Annotated in this window: 13 protein-coding genes; 8 read left to right on the top strand and 5 right to left on the bottom strand. The window is 55.9% G+C overall.

What is annotated here, in order from left to right; genetic code table 11:
- Positions 1-176: 176 nt before the first annotated feature.
- Positions 177-1,625: a glycosyltransferase family 87 protein gene (locus tag EI42_RS26940; RefSeq protein ID WP_111325740.1), complete on the top strand. Its 1,449-nt coding sequence runs from the start codon at positions 177-179 to the stop codon at positions 1,623-1,625.
- A gap of 54 nt (positions 1,626-1,679) precedes the next feature.
- Here EI42_RS26940 and EI42_RS26935 read toward each other — a convergent pair whose 3' ends face one another.
- A complete protein-coding gene (locus EI42_RS26935) occupies positions 1,680-3,137 on the bottom strand; it encodes a G1 family glutamic endopeptidase (protein ID WP_170142940.1) in 1,458 nt (485 codons plus the stop codon).
- A gap of 183 nt (positions 3,138-3,320) precedes the next feature.
- Here EI42_RS26935 and EI42_RS26930 point away from each other — a divergent pair, with 183 nt between their 5' ends.
- Positions 3,321-4,298 (top strand): threonine ammonia-lyase, encoded by a 978-nt coding sequence (locus tag EI42_RS26930; protein WP_211326366.1) that lies wholly within the window; start codon positions 3,321-3,323, stop codon positions 4,296-4,298.
- A gap of 64 nt (positions 4,299-4,362) precedes the next feature.
- Here EI42_RS26930 and EI42_RS26925 read toward each other — a convergent pair whose 3' ends face one another.
- Genes EI42_RS26925 through EI42_RS26915 form a run of 3 tightly spaced genes read right to left on the bottom strand, consistent with a single transcriptional unit; the run spans position 4,363 to position 7,522 of the window.
- Positions 4,363-5,175 (bottom strand): sugar phosphate isomerase/epimerase family protein, encoded by an 813-nt coding sequence (locus EI42_RS26925; RefSeq protein ID WP_111325738.1) that lies wholly within the window; start codon positions 5,173-5,175, stop codon positions 4,363-4,365.
- A gap of 7 nt (positions 5,176-5,182) precedes the next feature.
- Positions 5,183-6,358: a dihydrodipicolinate synthase family protein gene (locus EI42_RS26920; protein WP_111325737.1), complete on the bottom strand. Its 1,176-nt coding sequence runs from the start codon at positions 6,356-6,358 to the stop codon at positions 5,183-5,185.
- Positions 6,359-6,361: 3 nt separating this feature from the next.
- Positions 6,362-7,522 (bottom strand): Gfo/Idh/MocA family protein, encoded by a 1,161-nt coding sequence (locus EI42_RS26915; protein ID WP_111325736.1) that lies wholly within the window; start codon positions 7,520-7,522, stop codon positions 6,362-6,364.
- 369 nt (positions 7,523-7,891) lie between these two features.
- Between EI42_RS26915 and EI42_RS26910 the strand changes: the two genes are divergently transcribed.
- The 6 genes from EI42_RS26910 to EI42_RS26885 all read left to right on the top strand — a co-directional run bounded on the left by EI42_RS26910 (position 7,892) and on the right by EI42_RS26885 (position 15,305).
- On the top strand, positions 7,892-8,965 hold the full coding sequence (locus EI42_RS26910) for a LacI family DNA-binding transcriptional regulator (protein ID WP_111325735.1): 1,074 nt from the start codon (positions 7,892-7,894) through the stop codon (positions 8,963-8,965).
- A gap of 355 nt (positions 8,966-9,320) precedes the next feature.
- A complete protein-coding gene (locus tag EI42_RS26905) occupies positions 9,321-10,088 on the top strand; it encodes an IclR family transcriptional regulator (protein WP_170142939.1) in 768 nt (255 codons plus the stop codon).
- Between the two features lie 20 nt (positions 10,089-10,108).
- On the top strand, positions 10,109-10,618 hold the full coding sequence (locus EI42_RS26900; protein WP_111325733.1) for a (2Fe-2S)-binding protein: 510 nt from the start codon (positions 10,109-10,111) through the stop codon (positions 10,616-10,618).
- Positions 10,608-13,040 (top strand): xanthine dehydrogenase family protein molybdopterin-binding subunit, encoded by a 2,433-nt coding sequence (locus EI42_RS26895; RefSeq protein WP_111325732.1) that lies wholly within the window; start codon positions 10,608-10,610, stop codon positions 13,038-13,040. Before EI42_RS26900 ends, EI42_RS26895 begins: the two co-directional genes overlap by 11 nt.
- Entirely contained in the window at positions 13,040-14,026 is a 987-nt protein-coding gene (locus tag EI42_RS26890) for an FAD binding domain-containing protein (protein WP_111325731.1), read from the top strand. The genes EI42_RS26895 and EI42_RS26890 overlap by 1 nt, the downstream gene beginning before the upstream one ends.
- A 4-nt stretch (positions 14,027-14,030) precedes the next feature.
- On the top strand, positions 14,031-15,305 hold the full coding sequence (locus EI42_RS26885; protein ID WP_111325730.1) for a phenylacetate--CoA ligase family protein: 1,275 nt from the start codon (positions 14,031-14,033) through the stop codon (positions 15,303-15,305).
- Positions 15,306-15,336: 31 nt separating this feature from the next.
- Here the strand turns inward: EI42_RS26885 and rho are convergent, their stop codons facing one another.
- The gene (rho, locus tag EI42_RS26880) at positions 15,337-16,557 is read right to left on the bottom strand and encodes a transcription termination factor Rho (protein WP_371859942.1); all 1,221 of its coding nucleotides are present in this window, start codon (positions 16,555-16,557) and stop codon (positions 15,337-15,339) included.
- Positions 16,558-16,718 lie beyond the last annotated feature (161 nt).

The following is a 16,718-nucleotide window of genomic DNA, read 5'->3' as shown; positions in this document are numbered from 1 at the left end:
ACAATCGAACGGTAGAATAGTCCTTTTCCTCTTCACAATTGGCACTGATTCCGGGTAAAGTAGAGAGGGCGCATATGTTTCTCTATGATTGTTTCTTGCTCTATTTTAAAGAACGAGGCCACCCGCCGACATGTGTGAAACGAATCTCGAATCTCTCTGAATAATGAAAGGCCAAAATGACAGAATTACGCATTGCTGACGAAGAAAAGGGAATGGTAGCAAAGAAGCCATTTTTGGCCCGATACTGGCGCGATATCTGTGTAGCTCTGGCTATGTGTGTGCTTATGTTTATTGGCTCCGGGTGGCAGCTTTTTACTCAGTCAAACTTCCAGTATTTCAATGTCTATAGCGATGTCGCGAAGTATCAGTGCTATACAGTTGGCTTCTGGCAGGGTATGCCGACGGTCCAGACGAAGTTCACGAAGGAACAGTGCGGCTTCATGCGCAACAAGCCCGCGACGAACGGGCAGATTGCTGACTTCATGCGCGAGCATGGGTTTCCACAGCCCTTGATTGATATGGTGAAGTCGCAACAGGTTGGAAGCCGTTTTCATGTCCTGCCGAACGAATATCCTTTCTCGACACTGATCTTCTTCTCTCTGGCGCTCTTAGCCCCTGCTCGCTTCTTTCAGCTCGCCTATGCTTTCTGGATGGCCGTGCTGGCGGTGATCCTGTATGTGCTGCTGGCGCGTTATAAATCGCGTCGTGCCGCTATGGTCTATGCGGTCTATATGGTCGCGGGGGCTGCTGTAACGGCTCTGGCGCGCTTTGACCTGCTCCCGGCGGCGGCAACCCTGTTCGCGGTGATCTGTGCGGTGCGACGACGCTGGACGTGGGCCTATATCTGGCTGGCGGTCGCGACGCTGCTGAAATTTTATCCCGCAGTGCTGTTGATGCCGTTCCTGCTCGCGCAACAGATGGAGCTTGGCAAACAGGTGAAATGGTACGCATGGCGGCGCTGGAAGGCGTTGGCGGTCTTTGTGGTGCTCTGCGTGGTTGTGATGGCCGTTTCGCTCTTCCTGAGCATTGAGGGCACAGTTGGCCAGTTTACCTACTTCGGCCAGCGCCCGATGCAGGTTGAGGCAGTTGGTGCGTCGCTCATGTGGCTGATCTCGAAAGTGACCGGCATGACGCTGACCTATGGAAAGACATTCGGCTCGCTCAATATTCTGAATCACCTGCGCCTGATGAGCATAGTCAGTATAGGGTTGAATGTGTTGTTGTTTGTCGGGCTGCTGTACACCTACTGGCTCCAATGGAAGGGTCGTATCAATGTGGCCGCATCGTCGCTTTTGACGCTGCTGGTGGTGATGGTGACAGGCAAGGTCTTCAGTCCGCAGTACCTGATCTGGGTTGCTCCGCTCGTGGCCTTCGTGGGCGACAGCGACCGTAAATGGTTCATTCCGTGGACGATGATCAGCGTGTTGACCTCGATTGTGTATCCCATCATTTACAATCAGGTGCCACTGGTCAAGGTGCCGCTTCAGCCCGCGTTCTGGCCGGTAGTGACGATACGAAACCTGCTGCTGTTCGGTTTTGTGGTCTGGCTGCTGGTTCTCTACACGCGATCGCGCAAGGTAGGACAAGCAGACGTGGAGGCGCAAAAAGAGTCAGCCCTGACCTGAAAAGAAAGCACAAGGAGCCACAGAAGCTTGAGCACTGCGGCTCCTTTTTTATGCTCACTTTTGCGTCCAGCGCACGGTGAAGCCAGATCCCTTCTGATCAAGTGGCGACGTGATCACGGCGACGGCGTTGCCTCTGTTCATCTGGAAGACATACAGGTGTGGCTGGTCTCCGATTGGCTTGCCATCAACCGAGCAGGTGAACGCGACGGAGTCGAAGCGGGCAAGGCGCTGCGTGTTGCGGCCCTGTTCAACGAAGGTCGGCGCTTCGAGGATACATTCCGCAAAACGGGTATCAGCGATATCTCCGGGCCGTGCGGTTGAAAACTCCCAGTGTTGCGTTTGATTCTGCAATTTGAGCTGAAATTGATTCTGGTGGAACTCCACGGTTGCAATTATCGAGTCGCCAGCGTGGACCGGTTTGCTGATGCGCTGCGGAGGCGCTGGATACGTTTGCCAGGTTGCGAAGTATGATGGCTTCCCGTTCAGGCAATCGGTCTCGGTGATAATCTGTGCAAGCTGGCTCTGCTGGTCGCTGTCCATTGGATTCGCGGTCATGCCTGCCCAGATGCCAGTATACGATGTCTCGGTTGGCATGCAGTACGCGGCAGGTACTTTCCACTCGGCCCGGACGCTCTCGTGCTGGATAGATTGATCCAGGTTTGTTCCGGCATAGCCCGCGTAGTTGGCAGTCGTCTGGGTTTCGGCATAGCGCACGGTGCCGCTTCGGGTGCCGTCCGGGTTTGAAAGAGAGTTACCATTATCGGCCTGGATGGTATAGGAGAGCGTGACGGGACCACTTTGCAGCGATTGGCCCCCGAAGTTCCAGACGCAGGTGTAGAGCTCATTGGATGCGGTGGTTGCCTCACAGAGTGTTTGTTTCTGTTGATTGGGAAGCTCTGCCGTAAAACGCACGCTGCTGATATCGAGATCGCGGGCGAAGGCGCGGACCGAGAGTGAGAGCGAGGTTCCCTGTGTCAGAAAGTGCTGTGTTGGCGCCTCCCAGAGGCCGGTGAAGCTGTTTCGCGGGAGGGTGACGATGGTGACATCATAGCCGCCCTGGCTCGGTTGCGCGTTGGGATGATTGATGCCCAGTGAGAGCGTGCTTTCTTTTCTGGTTGTGATGTTTGCCTGCTTGCCTGCAAGCTCGGTTTGTGAGCCGTTGAGGCGATAGATCAGCGCATAACAGGGCAGTGAGGGCACAGGGAGGGTCTGGGTCTGGCAGTTGTTCTTCCCTTCCGGCCCGACAGCCTGGCTCTCGGGAGTCGGGTGAATGGTTCCTTCTGCGAGGATTTTCACCTGCTCGCCCGGTACGATGGTGAGTGGTTCGGTTTTCTGCTCGTTGGTGATCTTGACCGGCTGAAGCCCGCTTCTGGCGTCGAGATGGACCTTATGCACTCTCGCCGCTTCCGCTGGTGATGCAGAAGGCGGTGTAGAATCGCATGCCGCCGCGAGAAGCAGAATACATAGCAACAAGCAGTGTAGCAGGATCTCTCTTGTCTGCTTGATCGTCATTGCTTTTTCTCCCTGCTGCAAGACACAACCCTGTACATTTATTGTACGATATCTGTATATAAGGAGACATATTGAGCAGTGTAGATACCTGTTCCATGGTGAGAGTAGCGCGGGATATGGCCCATCAGCCATGGCCTTATTGGCTGTAGATGCATGGTTGCAATAGAGCTACAATGATGTTGAATGAATCACCAAAGAGAGGATGATACAACCGGTATGGTGACGTTACAGGACGTACATGCAGCATATGAGAGAATCCGCCCGTATGTGCGCAAAACTCCGCTCGTTCAGATGAAAGCGGTCAGGCAGACTCTCAGCCACGAGGGAGACATCTATCTGAAACTGGAAAATATGCAGGTGTCGGGCTCGTTTAAGGCGCGCGGGGCACTGAATACGGCGCTCGGGCTGACGGAAGAGGAGCGTCAGCGCGGCCTGGTGACTGCTTCTGGTGGCAATCATGGTATGGGCGTGACCTATGCAGGTTGGCTGACCGGAGTGCCTGCGACTATTTATCTGCCGCATTCGACGCCCGCTGCTAAGGTTGCGAAGCTCAAGCGGTGGGGAGCCGAGGTCGTGGTTGTGGGTCGAGTCTGGGATGACGCACATACCGCAGCTCTGGCGCATACGAACCGCTCAGGTGCTACCTATATTCACCCCTTCGCGGACCCGCGGGTGATTGCCGGGCAGGGGACGATTGCGCTTGAGCTGTTTGATGAGAGGCCCGATATCGATCATTTGATTGTGGCAATCGGCGGCGGCGGCCTGATTAGCGGGATTAGCATTGCAACGCATGGGCTCAAGCCTGATGTGAAGATTACTGGAGTGGAGCCGGTTGGCGCGCCGACGCTCTATGAGAGCCTCAAAGCAAACCGCCTGGTGGAGCTGGAAGAGGTCATGACCGCGGCGGGGACACTGGCGCCTCGGAAAAGCGATCAGCTTAACTTTGAGATTATTCAACAGCACGTTGAAGAAATTGTGCTGGTCGATGATGAAGAGATGCGCACGGCTGCCCGCTGGCTCTGGGAAGAACAGGGCATCGCTGTGGAATTGAGCGGAGCTGCCGCCACAGCCGCTGTATTAAGTGGCAAGGTCTTGATTGAGCCGGGCGAGAAAGTGTGCGTGCTGGTCTGTGGTCAGGGGACAGACGGTATCGAGGAATAATCGGGACATGAAAAGGAAGGGGGAAACGCGTTCCCTCTTCCCGGTTTCAGAGCGTGTGTGAGTTCTAGACATGTTCAAGGTAGCGCTCGCACATAAGCTGTAATATCTCGTCTCCTGGCATGCTCCAGAGCTGCTGGTTGAAGATCTCGACCTCAATCGGGCCTGTGTAGCCAGCCTGTTCCACAGCGGTGCGCAGGCGCCGGAGCTCGATCACACCGTCTCCCATCATGCCTCGCCCGTTCAGCATATCAGGCGTCGGGACCAGCCAGTCGCATACATGAAAGCCGAGAATCCGCTCGCCGGCTGCTGCGATCTGTGCATAAATATCAGGCTCCCACCAGATATGATAGGCATCGATCACAACCCCTACCTGTTTATGATTAAGGCGGCTTGCGATCTGGTTTGCCTGCTGAAGAGAGACGATCACTGAGCGATCACCTGCATACATCGGGTGAAGCGGCTCTATGCCGAGCCTGATGCCATGTTGCTCGGCGTCGGGGATCAGCTTTTCTATGCACTCCTCCACGTAAGCGCGAGCGGCGACAAGATCACCATCAGCGGCGGGGCCACAGACCAGCACCAGGACTTCTGTGCCGAGCGTTGCCGCCTCTTCAATGGCGCGGCGATTGTCGTCAAGCCGCTCCTGACGCTCGCGGGCGCTGCTTCCCGCGAACCAGCCGCCGCGGCATAGGCTGGACACGCGCAGACCGGAATCGCGCACAATACGCGCGCTTTCCTGCAATCCCTGTTCGGCGACTTTTTCGCGCCAGAGGCCGATAAAGGGAATTCCAGCCCTGACACAACCCTCTACCGCCTCGCGCAGATTCCAGGGATCTGTTGTCTTTTGATTTAAGCTGAGCCGTGAGAGATCATGCATTGGTTTGTTATGCTCCTGTCTCCTCGATTCCGGCGAGGGCTAGAACGGTGCGCATCCGTGTTAGAGCCAGTTCAGGCTGAAGCAACAGACCGGCTGTATCTGCCAGTTTGAAAAGTTCGACAAGGTGCAGAATAGACCGCGCATTTTCCAGACCTCCAACCATATGAAAGTGCTTCTGATGTCCATTGAGGTAGGCCATAAAGACAACTCCCGTCTTGTAGTAGTAGGTGGGAGCCTGGAAGATATGGCGTGAAAGGGGCACGGTCGGTTCCAGTAATGCCTGATAGTGTGCGATATCACCCTGATCGAGCGCCTGAAGCGCGGCGGAAGCCACCGGAGCGATCGCATCAAAGATGCCGAGCAGCGCGTCACTGTACCCCTGCTCGTCTCCCAGTATCAGGCGTGGGTAGTTGAAATCGTCGCCGGTGTACATATGGACACCCTCGGGCAGCAGGCGGCGCATCGTGATCTCGCGTTCGGCGTCCAGCAGCGAGATTTTGATCCCATCAATTTTAGAGGTATGCCGCCTGATAACATCGAGGCAGACATCCATAGCGGCATTCAGGTCGGTAGAGCCCCAGTAGCCGTGTAGAGCCGGATCGAATATATCTCCGAGCCAGTGCAGAATGACTGGTTGCCGGACCTGCGACAGAATGCGCTCATAGACGTGAAGGTACTCGTCAGGCGTGCGTGCACAGGCGGCCAGAGCGCGGCTCGCCATCAGGATAATACGTCCGCCTTCTCCCTCGATGAACTCGCACTGCTCCTCGTAGGCTGCGATTACGTCATCAAGCGTGACGGAGGGTGAGGGGGCAAGCTGATCGGTTCCTGCGCCACAGGCGATCCCACCGCTATAGGTTCGCGCCTCAGTAAGGGAGCGGCGAATCAGCTCTTTAGTGGCGTGCCAATCAAGCCCCATACCGCGCTGTGCTGTGTCCATTGCTTCGGCCACGGAGAAACCAAGCGACCAGAGATAGCGCCGATAGGACATGGTTGCATCCCAATCGAGTGTGGCAGGCTGTGCCGGACCATTCTCTGCCAACGGATCACAGACAACATGTGCGGCTGCAAAAGCTTTACGGCTCTTCGGTGGAAGAAATTCAACAGGAGGTGTGAACGGCCCTTTCAGCGTATAGGGTTCGAGGGTTCCGTCCGCCTGCGGTAAGCGAATCTGTTGCGACATACGCTACTCCAGTTCTGTCGGGATGGCCGGGACATCCAGCCAGCGGCGTTCTTGCCAGGACCGCAATCCAAGCTCTGCAAGCTGCACGCCACGTGCTCCCGCAACAAGTGTCCAGGGGAAGGGAGTGTCACAGACGACGTGCTTCAGGAAGAGCTCCCATTGTGCCTTGAAGCCGTTTTCAAACGTGGTATTGTCGGGCACATCCATCCACGAAGCATAGAAGTCGATCGGATTGGGAATATCGGGATTCCAGATAGCCTTTGGTGTGTTCACGCGGCTCTGTACCTTGCATTCCCGCAGCCCGGCACGCGCACTGCCATGTGTTCCGTCTACCTGAATGGTCAGCAGTTCGTCGCGATAGACACGTACACACCACGATGAGTTAAAATGGGCGATGATGCCGCCCTCAAGCTCAAACGTGGAGTAGGCTGCGTCGTCGGCGGTACAGGCATAGGGGTTACCCTGCTCGTCGATGCGCTCTGGAATGTGCGTCGCGCCCAGGCAGGAGACCGCTTTAACAGGTCCGAACAGGTTATGCAGCACGTATTCCCAATGGCAGAGCATGTCAACGATAATGCCACCACCCTCTTCTTTCCGGTAATTCCACGATGGCCGCTGTGCTTCCTGCCAATCTCCCTCGAAAACCCAGTAGCCAAACTCGCCGCGCACGGAGAGGATACGACCAAAGAAGCCGCTATCGATTACACGCTTGAGCTTCTGAAGCCCCGGAAGGAAGAGTTTGTCCTGTACAACGCCGTGCTTGACGCCTGCTTGCTGTGCGAGATGCGCCAGTTCCAGCGCTGTGCTGGTATTGGTGGCAATTGGTTTCTCGCAATAAATATGTTTTCCAGCCTGTATAGCTGCTTTCACATTCTCAGCTCGAAGTGTCGTTGATTGCGCGTCAAAATAGATGCTATCGTTGGGGTTAGCCAGGCATGCAGCAAGGTCGGTACTCCATCGCTCGATCTTATGGGCTTCGGCCAGCGCTCGCAGCTTGTGCTCATTGCGTCCAACCAGAATAGGGTCTGGTATCAGAGCCTCGCCATTTGGAAGGGCTACACCGCCCTGTTGTCGAATCGCCATAATTGAACGAATGAGATGCTGGTTTGTGCCCATACGCCCCGTGACCCCATTCATAATTATTCCGATCCTACGCTGTATCATGTATTGCTCCTTTCCATAAAGCAATAACCCTTTCCGCTTTCTCTTGAAGAGAAAACGTTATCTATTTCTATTGTTGAGGCAGCAGAAGCAAGCGGAAATCATTCACGCTTGCTTCCCTGGTTTTGTGCTATCATGAAAGAGTATTTTGCCCCACCTTTTTCAGAAAAGGTTTTCTATTGTAAACTATACCGTGCGACTCCGTTTTTGTCAATGGAAGTCGGGCGAAGGTCAAGCTCAATAAGAGCAAGCAGGCGGTGTTAGAATGAAGAACGGTCATGTTCCATAGAGAGCCTACTTGACAGAAAGTAGAAAATCACAGATACTTTGGTAGAAATGCATTACTGCCTGCTAAGGAAGGAATAAACGGTGATGGTCAAACAGGTAGCCTCTATTGTTGATGTCGCGAAACTGGCCGGGGTATCAATTGCCAGCGCCAGCCGCGTATTAAGCGGTTCCTCCTATCCTGTCAGCGAGGAGACGCGACAAAAAGTGCTGAAGGCGGCGCAGGAACTGAACTATGTGCCGAACTCGCTTGCGCGCAGCCTGAGGGCGCAACGAAGCAACCTGATAGCCGTTCTGGTAGGCGATAATGCTGATCCTTACTTTGCCGAGATCGTGCGCGGTGTCGAAGATGTTGCGAACGACTGCGGCTACCTGACGATTGTCTGTAACTCTGATCGGAAAAAAGAAAAAGAGCTCAATTATTTACGCATTTTGCAGGATTATCGTGCGGATGGAGTTATTTTTGCTGGTGGTGCTTTGAATGAACCCGGCTACCCGGCGCAGCTTGAGAAGGCGATCAAGTCGATGCTGGATCGGGGTGCGGCAGTGGTCACGCTGGCTCAGCATACCTTGCAGGTGCCCTCAATTCAGGCTGACAACTTTGCCGGGGCCCGCGCCATGACACAGTACTTGCAGCAGCTCGGGCACCGCCGCATTGGCTTTGTATCGGGTCCGACCAATGTGACGGTTGCCAATGTGCGCTTGCAGGGGTATATGGCGGCGATGGTTGAGGCTGGTTTGCAGATTGACCCGGGACTCATTCTCAGTGGTAATTTCGATCAGGCAAGCGGCGAGATGGCCGCACAGGCCATTTTACAGATTCCACCAGAGCAGCGACCTACGGCTGTGTTCGCGGCAAATGATGAGACCGCCTTTGGCCTGTTAAGCGGTCTGGGACGATTGAAGATCCGTGTGCCGCAGGAGATTTCTGTCTGTGGTTTTGGTGATCTGCCGATGGCGCAGATGGTGGTTCCCGCGTTAACGACCGTGCATATTGGCCTGCGTGAGCTTGGTCGTGCGGGTGCGCGTAAGTTGTTGGCGATGCTGCATCGTGAAGAGGTCCCTCCACTTGAAGTGATGCCCACGCATGTTGTTCCTCGTGATACCACTACATCTCCTTCAGTTGCATCATCTGCTCTTAAGATGGTTGACACACCTTAAATGTCCTTTATCTCTGTATTTTATCTCTGCACGGTCGCTTCTGGTGAAAGCCAGAATAGCGACTTTTTTCTTTTCTCTCAAAATTGGTACAAAAACATGTCCCCTTTTCCGAACTCCTTCGCATTATAGAATAGAAGATTTTTTGTTGCTCTGCTCTCTCAGGGCATTCTCTTCTGTTATGGTCTCTATTAGCACCCATTAATGGTGGTACATGATGGATATAGTGAACGATACAGGAAAAATAGGGAAACAGGACAAAATTGGATTGACGCGTTTTCTTCAGGAGTATATACTTGTTCATATGAGCAAACGATTTGTTCGCCAGAGTGAACAGCGGAGGGATGAGGATGCACATATGTCGCGATTACGTCTGCCGGCGCCAATGGTGGAGCGGGCTTTTCGGCTCCTTGACCTGCTCAGCCTTGCGGAAGAAGGGATGACGCTTTCTGAGCTTTCGCGCCAACTCTCGATGAGCAAGGGAAGCATGCACGGGCTGCTCAAGACGCTGGAAGCATGCGGCATTGTGGAACAGACAGACGAGAAGCTGTATGTCGCTGGTCCTTACCTGTTTGACCTGGCACAACGGTTTGCGCGCGGGCCGGGCTTGCGACGGCTGGTGTTGCCTGCAATGCAGCGGCTGGCCGAAGCAACCGGTGAAACGGTCATTCTCGGGCGTGAGGAAACGATAGGTGTGCGAATAAACGAATGTGTGCGCGCCGAAAACGAGCACCTGCATATCTCAGCACGGCCCGGAACCATCGTGCATTTTCTGGCCGGAGCGACCGGGCGCGTCGTGCTGGCAAGCTGGTCCCCCGAGCGGCGGGAGTCCTTTTTGCGGTCACAGCCCCTGCCAACGTTTACCAGACGCTCGATCTCTGACCCGGAGCGCTGGTTACGTGAGGTGGCCGAGACGGAACGAACGGGTGTTGGCATCGATTACGAGGAATATCTGACGGGGGTGAACGCGGTTGCGGCTCCGATTACGGGCCCCGGCAGAAACCTTGTGGCTTTGCTCTGGATTGTAGGGTTTGCCTCGCGCTTTGATCGTGTGAGAGTCATTGAAGCAAGCAGATTGCTCTCTGCTGAAGTTCAGGCGATTTCGCGGGCATTGGGAGGCGCATAGTCATCAAAGGAGAGACTGGTATGCAGCGGCAATTGATTACGCTCACTGTCAATGGGGAGCGCCGCGAGGTTGCGGTTCTGCCTCATCATACGCTCCTGGAGGTGCTACGGGAAGATCTGGGCTTGACCGGAACCAAGCACGGGTGTGAACTGGGAGAATGCGGGGCCTGTACCGTTTTGCTCGATGGACGGCCTGCCCTGTCCTGCCTGACGCTGCCCCTGGCGGTTCAGGATTGCGAGATTACGACTATTGAGGGGCTGGAACGCAATGGCAAGCTGCACCCTCTACAGGAAACCTTTGCGGAACTGGGGGCGGCTCAGTGTGGCTATTGCACGCCCGGGATCATTCTTGCAGGCGTGGCGCTGCTTGAGGAGATCCCTCATCCCTCATTAGAGCAGATAAAGGAGGCCCTTTCGGGCAATCTCTGCCGCTGCACTGGCTATACGGCGATTTATGCCGCGGTGGAAGAGGCGGCACGCCGAATGACAGCGCCCATTCCATCAGGAAAGGGGTCGGACAATGACGCATGACTCCGCTTATACTGTGATCGGACGACCATTCCCGAAAGTCGATGCATACGCGAAAGTCACCGGACGTGCACTGTATGCCGATGATATTTCACTGCCGCGTATGCTCTATGCTCGGCTGCTTCGTTCGCCACATCCACATGCACGCATTCGCTCGGTGGATGTTCAGCGTGCGCTGGAACTGCCGGGAGTGGTTGCGATCCTGACAGGTGAGGATCTTCCGCGCAAGTATGGTATCCTGCCTTCCAGTCAGGATGAGTATGCATTGGCAGTCGAGAGGGTGCGCTATGTTGGTGATCCCGTAGCGGCGGTAGCGGCGCTCGATGAAGAGACGCTGGACGAGGCGCTCAAGCGGATTCAAGTCGATTATGAGATTCTCCCGGCACTTATGAGCATTGATGAAGCGCTGGCTCATCCCGAGATCAAGATCCACGAAGAAACGCGGGTCGGGAATATTCACAAGGCAGTTTCCTATGAGTTTGGGGATCTTGAGGCCGGTTTTGCCGCCGCTGACGAGGTTTTTGAGGATTGGTTCTTTTATGAGGGCAACAATCATGCTCCGATTGAGGAACACGCCTGTGTGGCGAATTGGGAACCGATCCCGCATGACCCGATCGGGGGGAAGCTCACGCTCTGGTCATCAACGCAGACGCCTCATTATGTTCATCGAGAGGTAAGCAAAGTACTCGATCTGCCACAGTCGCACATTCGCGTGATTGCGCCGCATGTGGGTGCCGGCTTCGGTGGCAAGTCGGATCCATTTTCACATGAGATATGCACGGCTGAGCTGGCTCGACGGACTGGACGCCCGGTAAAACTGACCTGCACTCGTGAGGAGGTCTTCCTGATCCATCGCGGACGGCATCCCGTCAAGATGTGGATTAAGACGGGTGTAAAGCGCGATGGCACGCTAACGGCAATGCATTTTCGTTCATTCCTGGATGGGGGCGCGTATGGCTCCTATGGCATTGCGACGACCTACTATACGGGCGCTCTTCAAACGGTGACATATGCGCTTCCCTGCTATAAGTTTGAGGGAATGCGTCTGTTTACCAATAAGCCGCCCTGTGGCCCCAAGCGTGGTCATGGCACCACACAGCCCCGGTTCGCGGTTGAGGTGCACCTTGATAAGGTAGCGTATGCGCTTGGTATCGATCCCATCACCCTGCGGAAGCGCAATCTGATTGCTCCCTATACTCGTACGGTGAATGGTCTGCGCGTGACCAGTTGCGCGCTGGATGTGTGCCTCGATCGGGTGGTAGAGCGCTCGAACTGGCACGCATTTCAACAGAGCAAGCAAGCACAGGAGACAAGCACCACGCTCAGGCGGGGGCAGGGGGTGGCGGCATCCGCGTACATCTGTGGAGCGGGCAAGCCGATTTACTGGAACGATATGCCGCATTCCGCCGTGCAAATTCGCCTTGATCGCGGTGGAGGCGTGACCGTCTACTGTGGCGCTACCGATATCGGGCAGGGGTCTACATCAGTGCTGGCGCTGATCGTTGCCGAAGAATTGGGTATCGAGCCGGGTCGCATCCATATGGAGACCGCTGATACCACGCTGACGCCGGTTGATCTTGGCTCCTATTCAAGCCGTGTCACCTTTATGGCCGGGAATGCTGCTATTGTTGCTGCTCGTGCCCTGAAAGAGCAACTGATGACCGTCGTTGCTGAGCGACTTGGTGTCCCGATGGAGCGACTGGTTGCGGCGGGCGAGATGATCTACGATGAGCATGACCCCGGGCGAGCCATGTCGTTTCTCAAGGCGATTCAGATGGCCGAGGCGCGTTTCGGGGCGCTGGTCGCGGCGGGCTCCTACACGCCGCCCGAGGATATTCACGGCGACTATAAAGGGGCAGGAGTTGGACCCTCTCCAGCGTATTCCTATTCGGCCTGTGTGGCTCAGGTGGCGGTCGATGTTGAGACCGGTGAACTGACCGTAGAGAAGCTCTGGTTGGCTCACGATGTGGGAAAAGCGCTCAATCCGGTGCTGGTTGCCGGGCAGGTCGAGGGGGGCGCATATATGGGCTATGGCGAGGCAGTGATGGAGCAACAGGTGTTTCGCAAGGGGCGGCATAAGATCCCTTCGCTACTCGACTATAAGCTTGCGACCACGCTGGATACGCCCGAGATCGAGACGATTCTGATTGAACATCCCGATGCGGAGGGTCCGTTTGGTGGCAAGGAGGCGGGGCAGGGGCCCCTGAACCCGGTCATTCCCGCGATCGCGAACGCCATTTATAACGCGGTGGGTGTGCGCCTTGATGAGACGCCGATGACTGCTGACAAGCTGTTACGCGCTTTGAAAGCGGCTGCGGGTGCTCGGGTAATCCCACCGACTGTCGCGTCGGTTGCCGTGCCTGATCCCTGGCCGACGCGCCTGGTCCGTTGGGCACCTGACAGTGTGAAGGGAGGGAAGCAATAATGTTGCGACTTCCACCATTTCGCTATCTGGCTCCTCGCACGCTTACCGAAGCCGTCGAGATGCTGGTTCAGGAGGGCGAGCAGGCAATGCCGCTTGCCGGAGGGACCGATCTTCTGCCCAATATGAAGCGTCGCCAGTTCACCCCCTCGGCGCTGATCGCGTTGCAGGGAATCGCGGACCTTCGACGGTTAGAGGGCTCGCCAGCAACGGGTATGCGGCTTGGCGCGGGAATCACGCTCACCGAGCTCTCGATGCTGCCCCAGGTAATGACGGGCTATCGTGCGTTGGCGCTGGCAGCGGCTTCGGTCTCGACGCCACAGTTGCGCAATGTGGGTACGCTTGGTGGTAACCTGCTGCTGGACACGCGCTGTAACTACTACAACCAGACAGAGTTCTGGCGACACTCGATCGGCTATTGTATGAAGAAGGACGGAGAGATCTGCCTTGTGGCTCCGGGAAGTCCGCGCTGTTGGGCGATTTCCTCCGCTGATACTGCGCCGGTGCTGGTGGCGCTGGATGCCCGGGTGCGTTTGCAGGGCGCGCAGGGCGAACGTGTGATCCCGGTTCGTGAGCTGTTTCGGGATGACGGGATGCATCCCTACACGAAGACCCATGATGAGCTGGTGAGTGATATTCTACTTTCTCCAACTGATGGCTGGCAGAGTATCTACCTGAAGCTGCGGCGGCGTGGCTCGTTTGATTTCCCGTTGCTTGGTGTGGCAATCGCACTCAAGAAACGGGCTGATGGCATTGTGGACGACGTGCGTATTGTTCTGGGTGCAGTGGCCTCGCATCCGGTGGAGGCACGAGAAGCGGAAGCGTTGTTGCGCGGGAATGCGCTGACTCCTGAGGTGATCGAGGCGGTGGCGCTTGCGGCGGCAAAGCGAGCCCGACCACTTGATAACGCTGATCTGACCATTGCATATCGGAAGCAGGTTGCTCCGGTTTATATTCGTCGTGCGTTGTTGCAATTAGCCCGGGAGTGAAGCAATGATTGCTCTGGAAACGGCCTCTCGTGCTGAAATAGAGGCCCATCAACTGGCGCGTTTGCAAGAAGGATTGAAGCAGATCTTGCGCAGTAACCGGTTCTATCAACGAAAGTATGCAGACATGTCGCCGCTTCAGAGGCTCACAGATATGGCGTGTTTGCCTTTTACTGCGAAGCGAGAGCTGATCGCGGATCAAGAGCGATACCCTGCCTATGGTTCAAATCTGACCTTCCCGCTGGCCGAGTATGTGCGTCTGCATCATACCTCTGGTACGACTGGACGACCATTGAGAGTGCTGGATACCGCGGAAAGCTGGTCATGGTGGGCGCGTTGCTGGGGCTTTGTCTATCGTGGGGCAGGTGTGACGCGGGATGATGTGCTCTTTCTGGCGTTTGGCTTCGGGCCGTTTATTGGCTTCTGGGCCGCACATGAAGGGGCGCATCTGCTTGGAGCGTTGACCGTGCCAGGGGGGAGTATGGATTCATTGCAACGGCTGCGGCTGTTGCGCGAGACAGGCGCTACAGTGCTGGTTTGTACGCCGAGTTATGCCCTGCGTCTGGCTGAGGTTGCACGCGAGAATGGGCTGAAGCCGGCGGATTTTTCGATCCGGGTGACGATTCATGCCGGAGAGCCGGGAGCCTCTATTCCCGCTACCCGGGAGCGAATTGAACAGGCCTGGCAGGCGCAGACCTACGATCATGCCGGGATGACCGAAATGGGGGCCTACGGTTTTTCCTGCTCGGAACGCTGCGGTATGCATGTGAATGAAAGCGAGTTTATCGCCGAGATTCTTGATCCCGTAACGGGCAAGGCGGTACGCGAGGGCGAAACAGGCGAGCTGATATTAACCAATCTCGGTCGTTGGGGCATGCCCGCGCTTCGCTATCGCACGGGCGACCTTGTGCGACATGGCGGCTACCGTTGCCCTTGCGGGCGGAGCTTTCTCTTTTTGCCGGGCGGCGTGCTTGGCCGCATCGATGATATGCTGATCGTGCGCGGCACGAATGTGTATCCATCTGCGCTGGCCGACGTGCTACACCGGTTTCCCGAGGTTGCCGAGTATCGGATCATTGTCACACGGGTGGGCACGATGGATGAGATCGCCCTGCAAATTGAAAGTGCGACGCCGAGGCCGGAGGCGCTGCAAAAGGCGATTCAGCAGGAGCTGCACGCTGTGTTCGGCTTGCGCTTCCCGGTAGAGGTTGTCTCGTCTGGCTCCTTGCCACGCTTTGAGCTCAAGGCGCGGCGGGTTGTGGACAGACGACCGCGAGTGTAGGTGCCGGGTTGCTTCCGGCACCCCGTTTCAACTATGAAAGGCCATCTTTGAGTGATGCCAGAAATTCAAGGTTGCTGTTCGATCTGGACAGGCTCTGCAAGAGCGCTTCCATTGCTTCCAGACCGTTATTGCCAGGCTGATCGGCAAGCGTCGAGAACATACGACGCATCAGCACAACGGCACGTAACGTCTTGGGATCAAGGAGAAGTTCTTCACGGCGAGTACTGGAGAGGGCAATGTCAATGGCGGGGAAGACGCGGCGTTCTGCGAGTCTACGGTTCAGAACCAGTTCCATGTTACCGGTTCCTTTGAACTCTTCGTAGATCACGTCATCCATGCGGCTCCCGGTATCGACCAGACAGGTCGCGATAATGGTCAGGCTGCCACCTTCTTCAATCTTACGCGCGGCACCGAAGAAGCGTTTCGGTGGGAAGAGAGCACTTGGATCGAGACCACCGGAAAGGGTGCGCCCGCTAGGTGGAACCGCGAGGTTATATGCGCGGCTCAGGCGCGTGATGCTGTCCAGCAAGATGACAACATCCTTGCCGCATTCAACCAGACGCTTGGCGCGTTCCAGTACCATTTCAGCAACACGGGTGTGTGCTTCGGTCGGCTCATCAAAGGTTGAGCTGATGACTTCGGCCTTGACCGAGCGTTTCATGTCGGTGACTTCCTCTGGTCGCTCGCCAATCAATGCGATGATCAGATGAACGTCGTCGTACTTGGTGGTGATTGCGTTGGCAATTGCCTTGAGGAGCATGGTTTTTCCGGCTTTTGGAGGGGAGACGATCAGACCACGCTGGCCACGTCCGATGGGAGCTACCAGATTGATGATGCGGCCTGAGAGGCTGGATGAGTCGGTTTCCAGGTCAAACATCTCTCGGGGAGAGATAGGAGTGAGGTTCTCGAAGTGCGGCCGATGCTTGGCTGTTTCGGGGTTCAGGCCGTTGATTGCTTCGACTCGCAACAGGCTGTAGAACTTCTCGTTGTCCTTCGGCGGTCGGACCTGCCCGGTAATCATGTCTCCGTTGCGCATACCGAAACGGCGAATCTGTGATTGCGAAACGTAGACATCCATACTTCCGGGGAGAAAGCGTTCCTGCCGCAGAAAACCGAAGCCCTCTTCGACAATCTCCAGGACGCCAGAGGCCATAATGTTCCCTTGCTGATTGCTGCCAGATTGGAGCAGGCGGAAGACAAGTTCCTGTTTCCTCAGGGTATTGTAGCCGGAAAGATCCAGATCATTCGCCATAAGGCGTAGTTCTGGTAAAGTTCTATTTTCTAATTCAACAATGTTCACGATGCACGGGCGTACTCAATGCTTGAAAAACGCCCATTCCCCCTTTCTGCTGGAGTTGCGTTTGAAATAGAATAGTGGTGTATATTACAAACCTGGCATATCAGCTTCAAAGA

The sequence above is a fragment of the Thermosporothrix hazakensis genome (assembly GCF_003253565.1).
Taxonomy (GTDB): Bacteria; Chloroflexota; Ktedonobacteria; order Ktedonobacterales; family Ktedonobacteraceae; genus Thermosporothrix; species Thermosporothrix hazakensis.
Note: the sequence above shows the minus strand (reverse complement) of the source record. Positions and strands in the feature narration are given on the sequence as shown.

Bases quoted from the DNA above. Each gene is read 5' to 3' on its own strand.
- EI42_RS26940 (WP_111325740.1), top strand. From the start codon at position 177: ATGACAGAATTACGCATTGCTGACGAAGAAAAGGGAATGGTAGCAAAG.
- EI42_RS26935 (WP_170142940.1), bottom strand. From the start codon at position 3,137: ATGACGATCAAGCAGACAAGAGAGATCCTGCTACACTGCTTGTTGCTA.
- EI42_RS26930 (WP_211326366.1), top strand. From the start codon at position 3,321: ATGAATCACCAAAGAGAGGATGATACAACCGGTATGGTGACGTTACAG.
- EI42_RS26925 (WP_111325738.1), bottom strand. From the start codon at position 5,175: ATGCATGATCTCTCACGGCTCAGCTTAAATCAAAAGACAACAGATCCC.
- EI42_RS26920 (WP_111325737.1), bottom strand. From the start codon at position 6,358: ATGTCGCAACAGATTCGCTTACCGCAGGCGGACGGAACCCTCGAACCC.
- EI42_RS26915 (WP_111325736.1), bottom strand. From the start codon at position 7,522: ATGATACAGCGTAGGATCGGAATAATTATGAATGGGGTCACGGGGCGT.
- EI42_RS26910 (WP_111325735.1), top strand. From the start codon at position 7,892: ATGGTCAAACAGGTAGCCTCTATTGTTGATGTCGCGAAACTGGCCGGG.
- EI42_RS26905 (WP_170142939.1), top strand. From the start codon at position 9,321: ATGTCGCGATTACGTCTGCCGGCGCCAATGGTGGAGCGGGCTTTTCGG.
- EI42_RS26900 (WP_111325733.1), top strand. From the start codon at position 10,109: ATGCAGCGGCAATTGATTACGCTCACTGTCAATGGGGAGCGCCGCGAG.
- EI42_RS26895 (WP_111325732.1), top strand. From the start codon at position 10,608: ATGACGCATGACTCCGCTTATACTGTGATCGGACGACCATTCCCGAAA.
- EI42_RS26890 (WP_111325731.1), top strand. From the start codon at position 13,040: ATGTTGCGACTTCCACCATTTCGCTATCTGGCTCCTCGCACGCTTACC.
- EI42_RS26885 (WP_111325730.1), top strand. From the start codon at position 14,031: ATGATTGCTCTGGAAACGGCCTCTCGTGCTGAAATAGAGGCCCATCAA.
- rho (WP_371859942.1), bottom strand. From the start codon at position 16,557: ATGGCGAATGATCTGGATCTTTCCGGCTACAATACCCTGAGGAAACAG.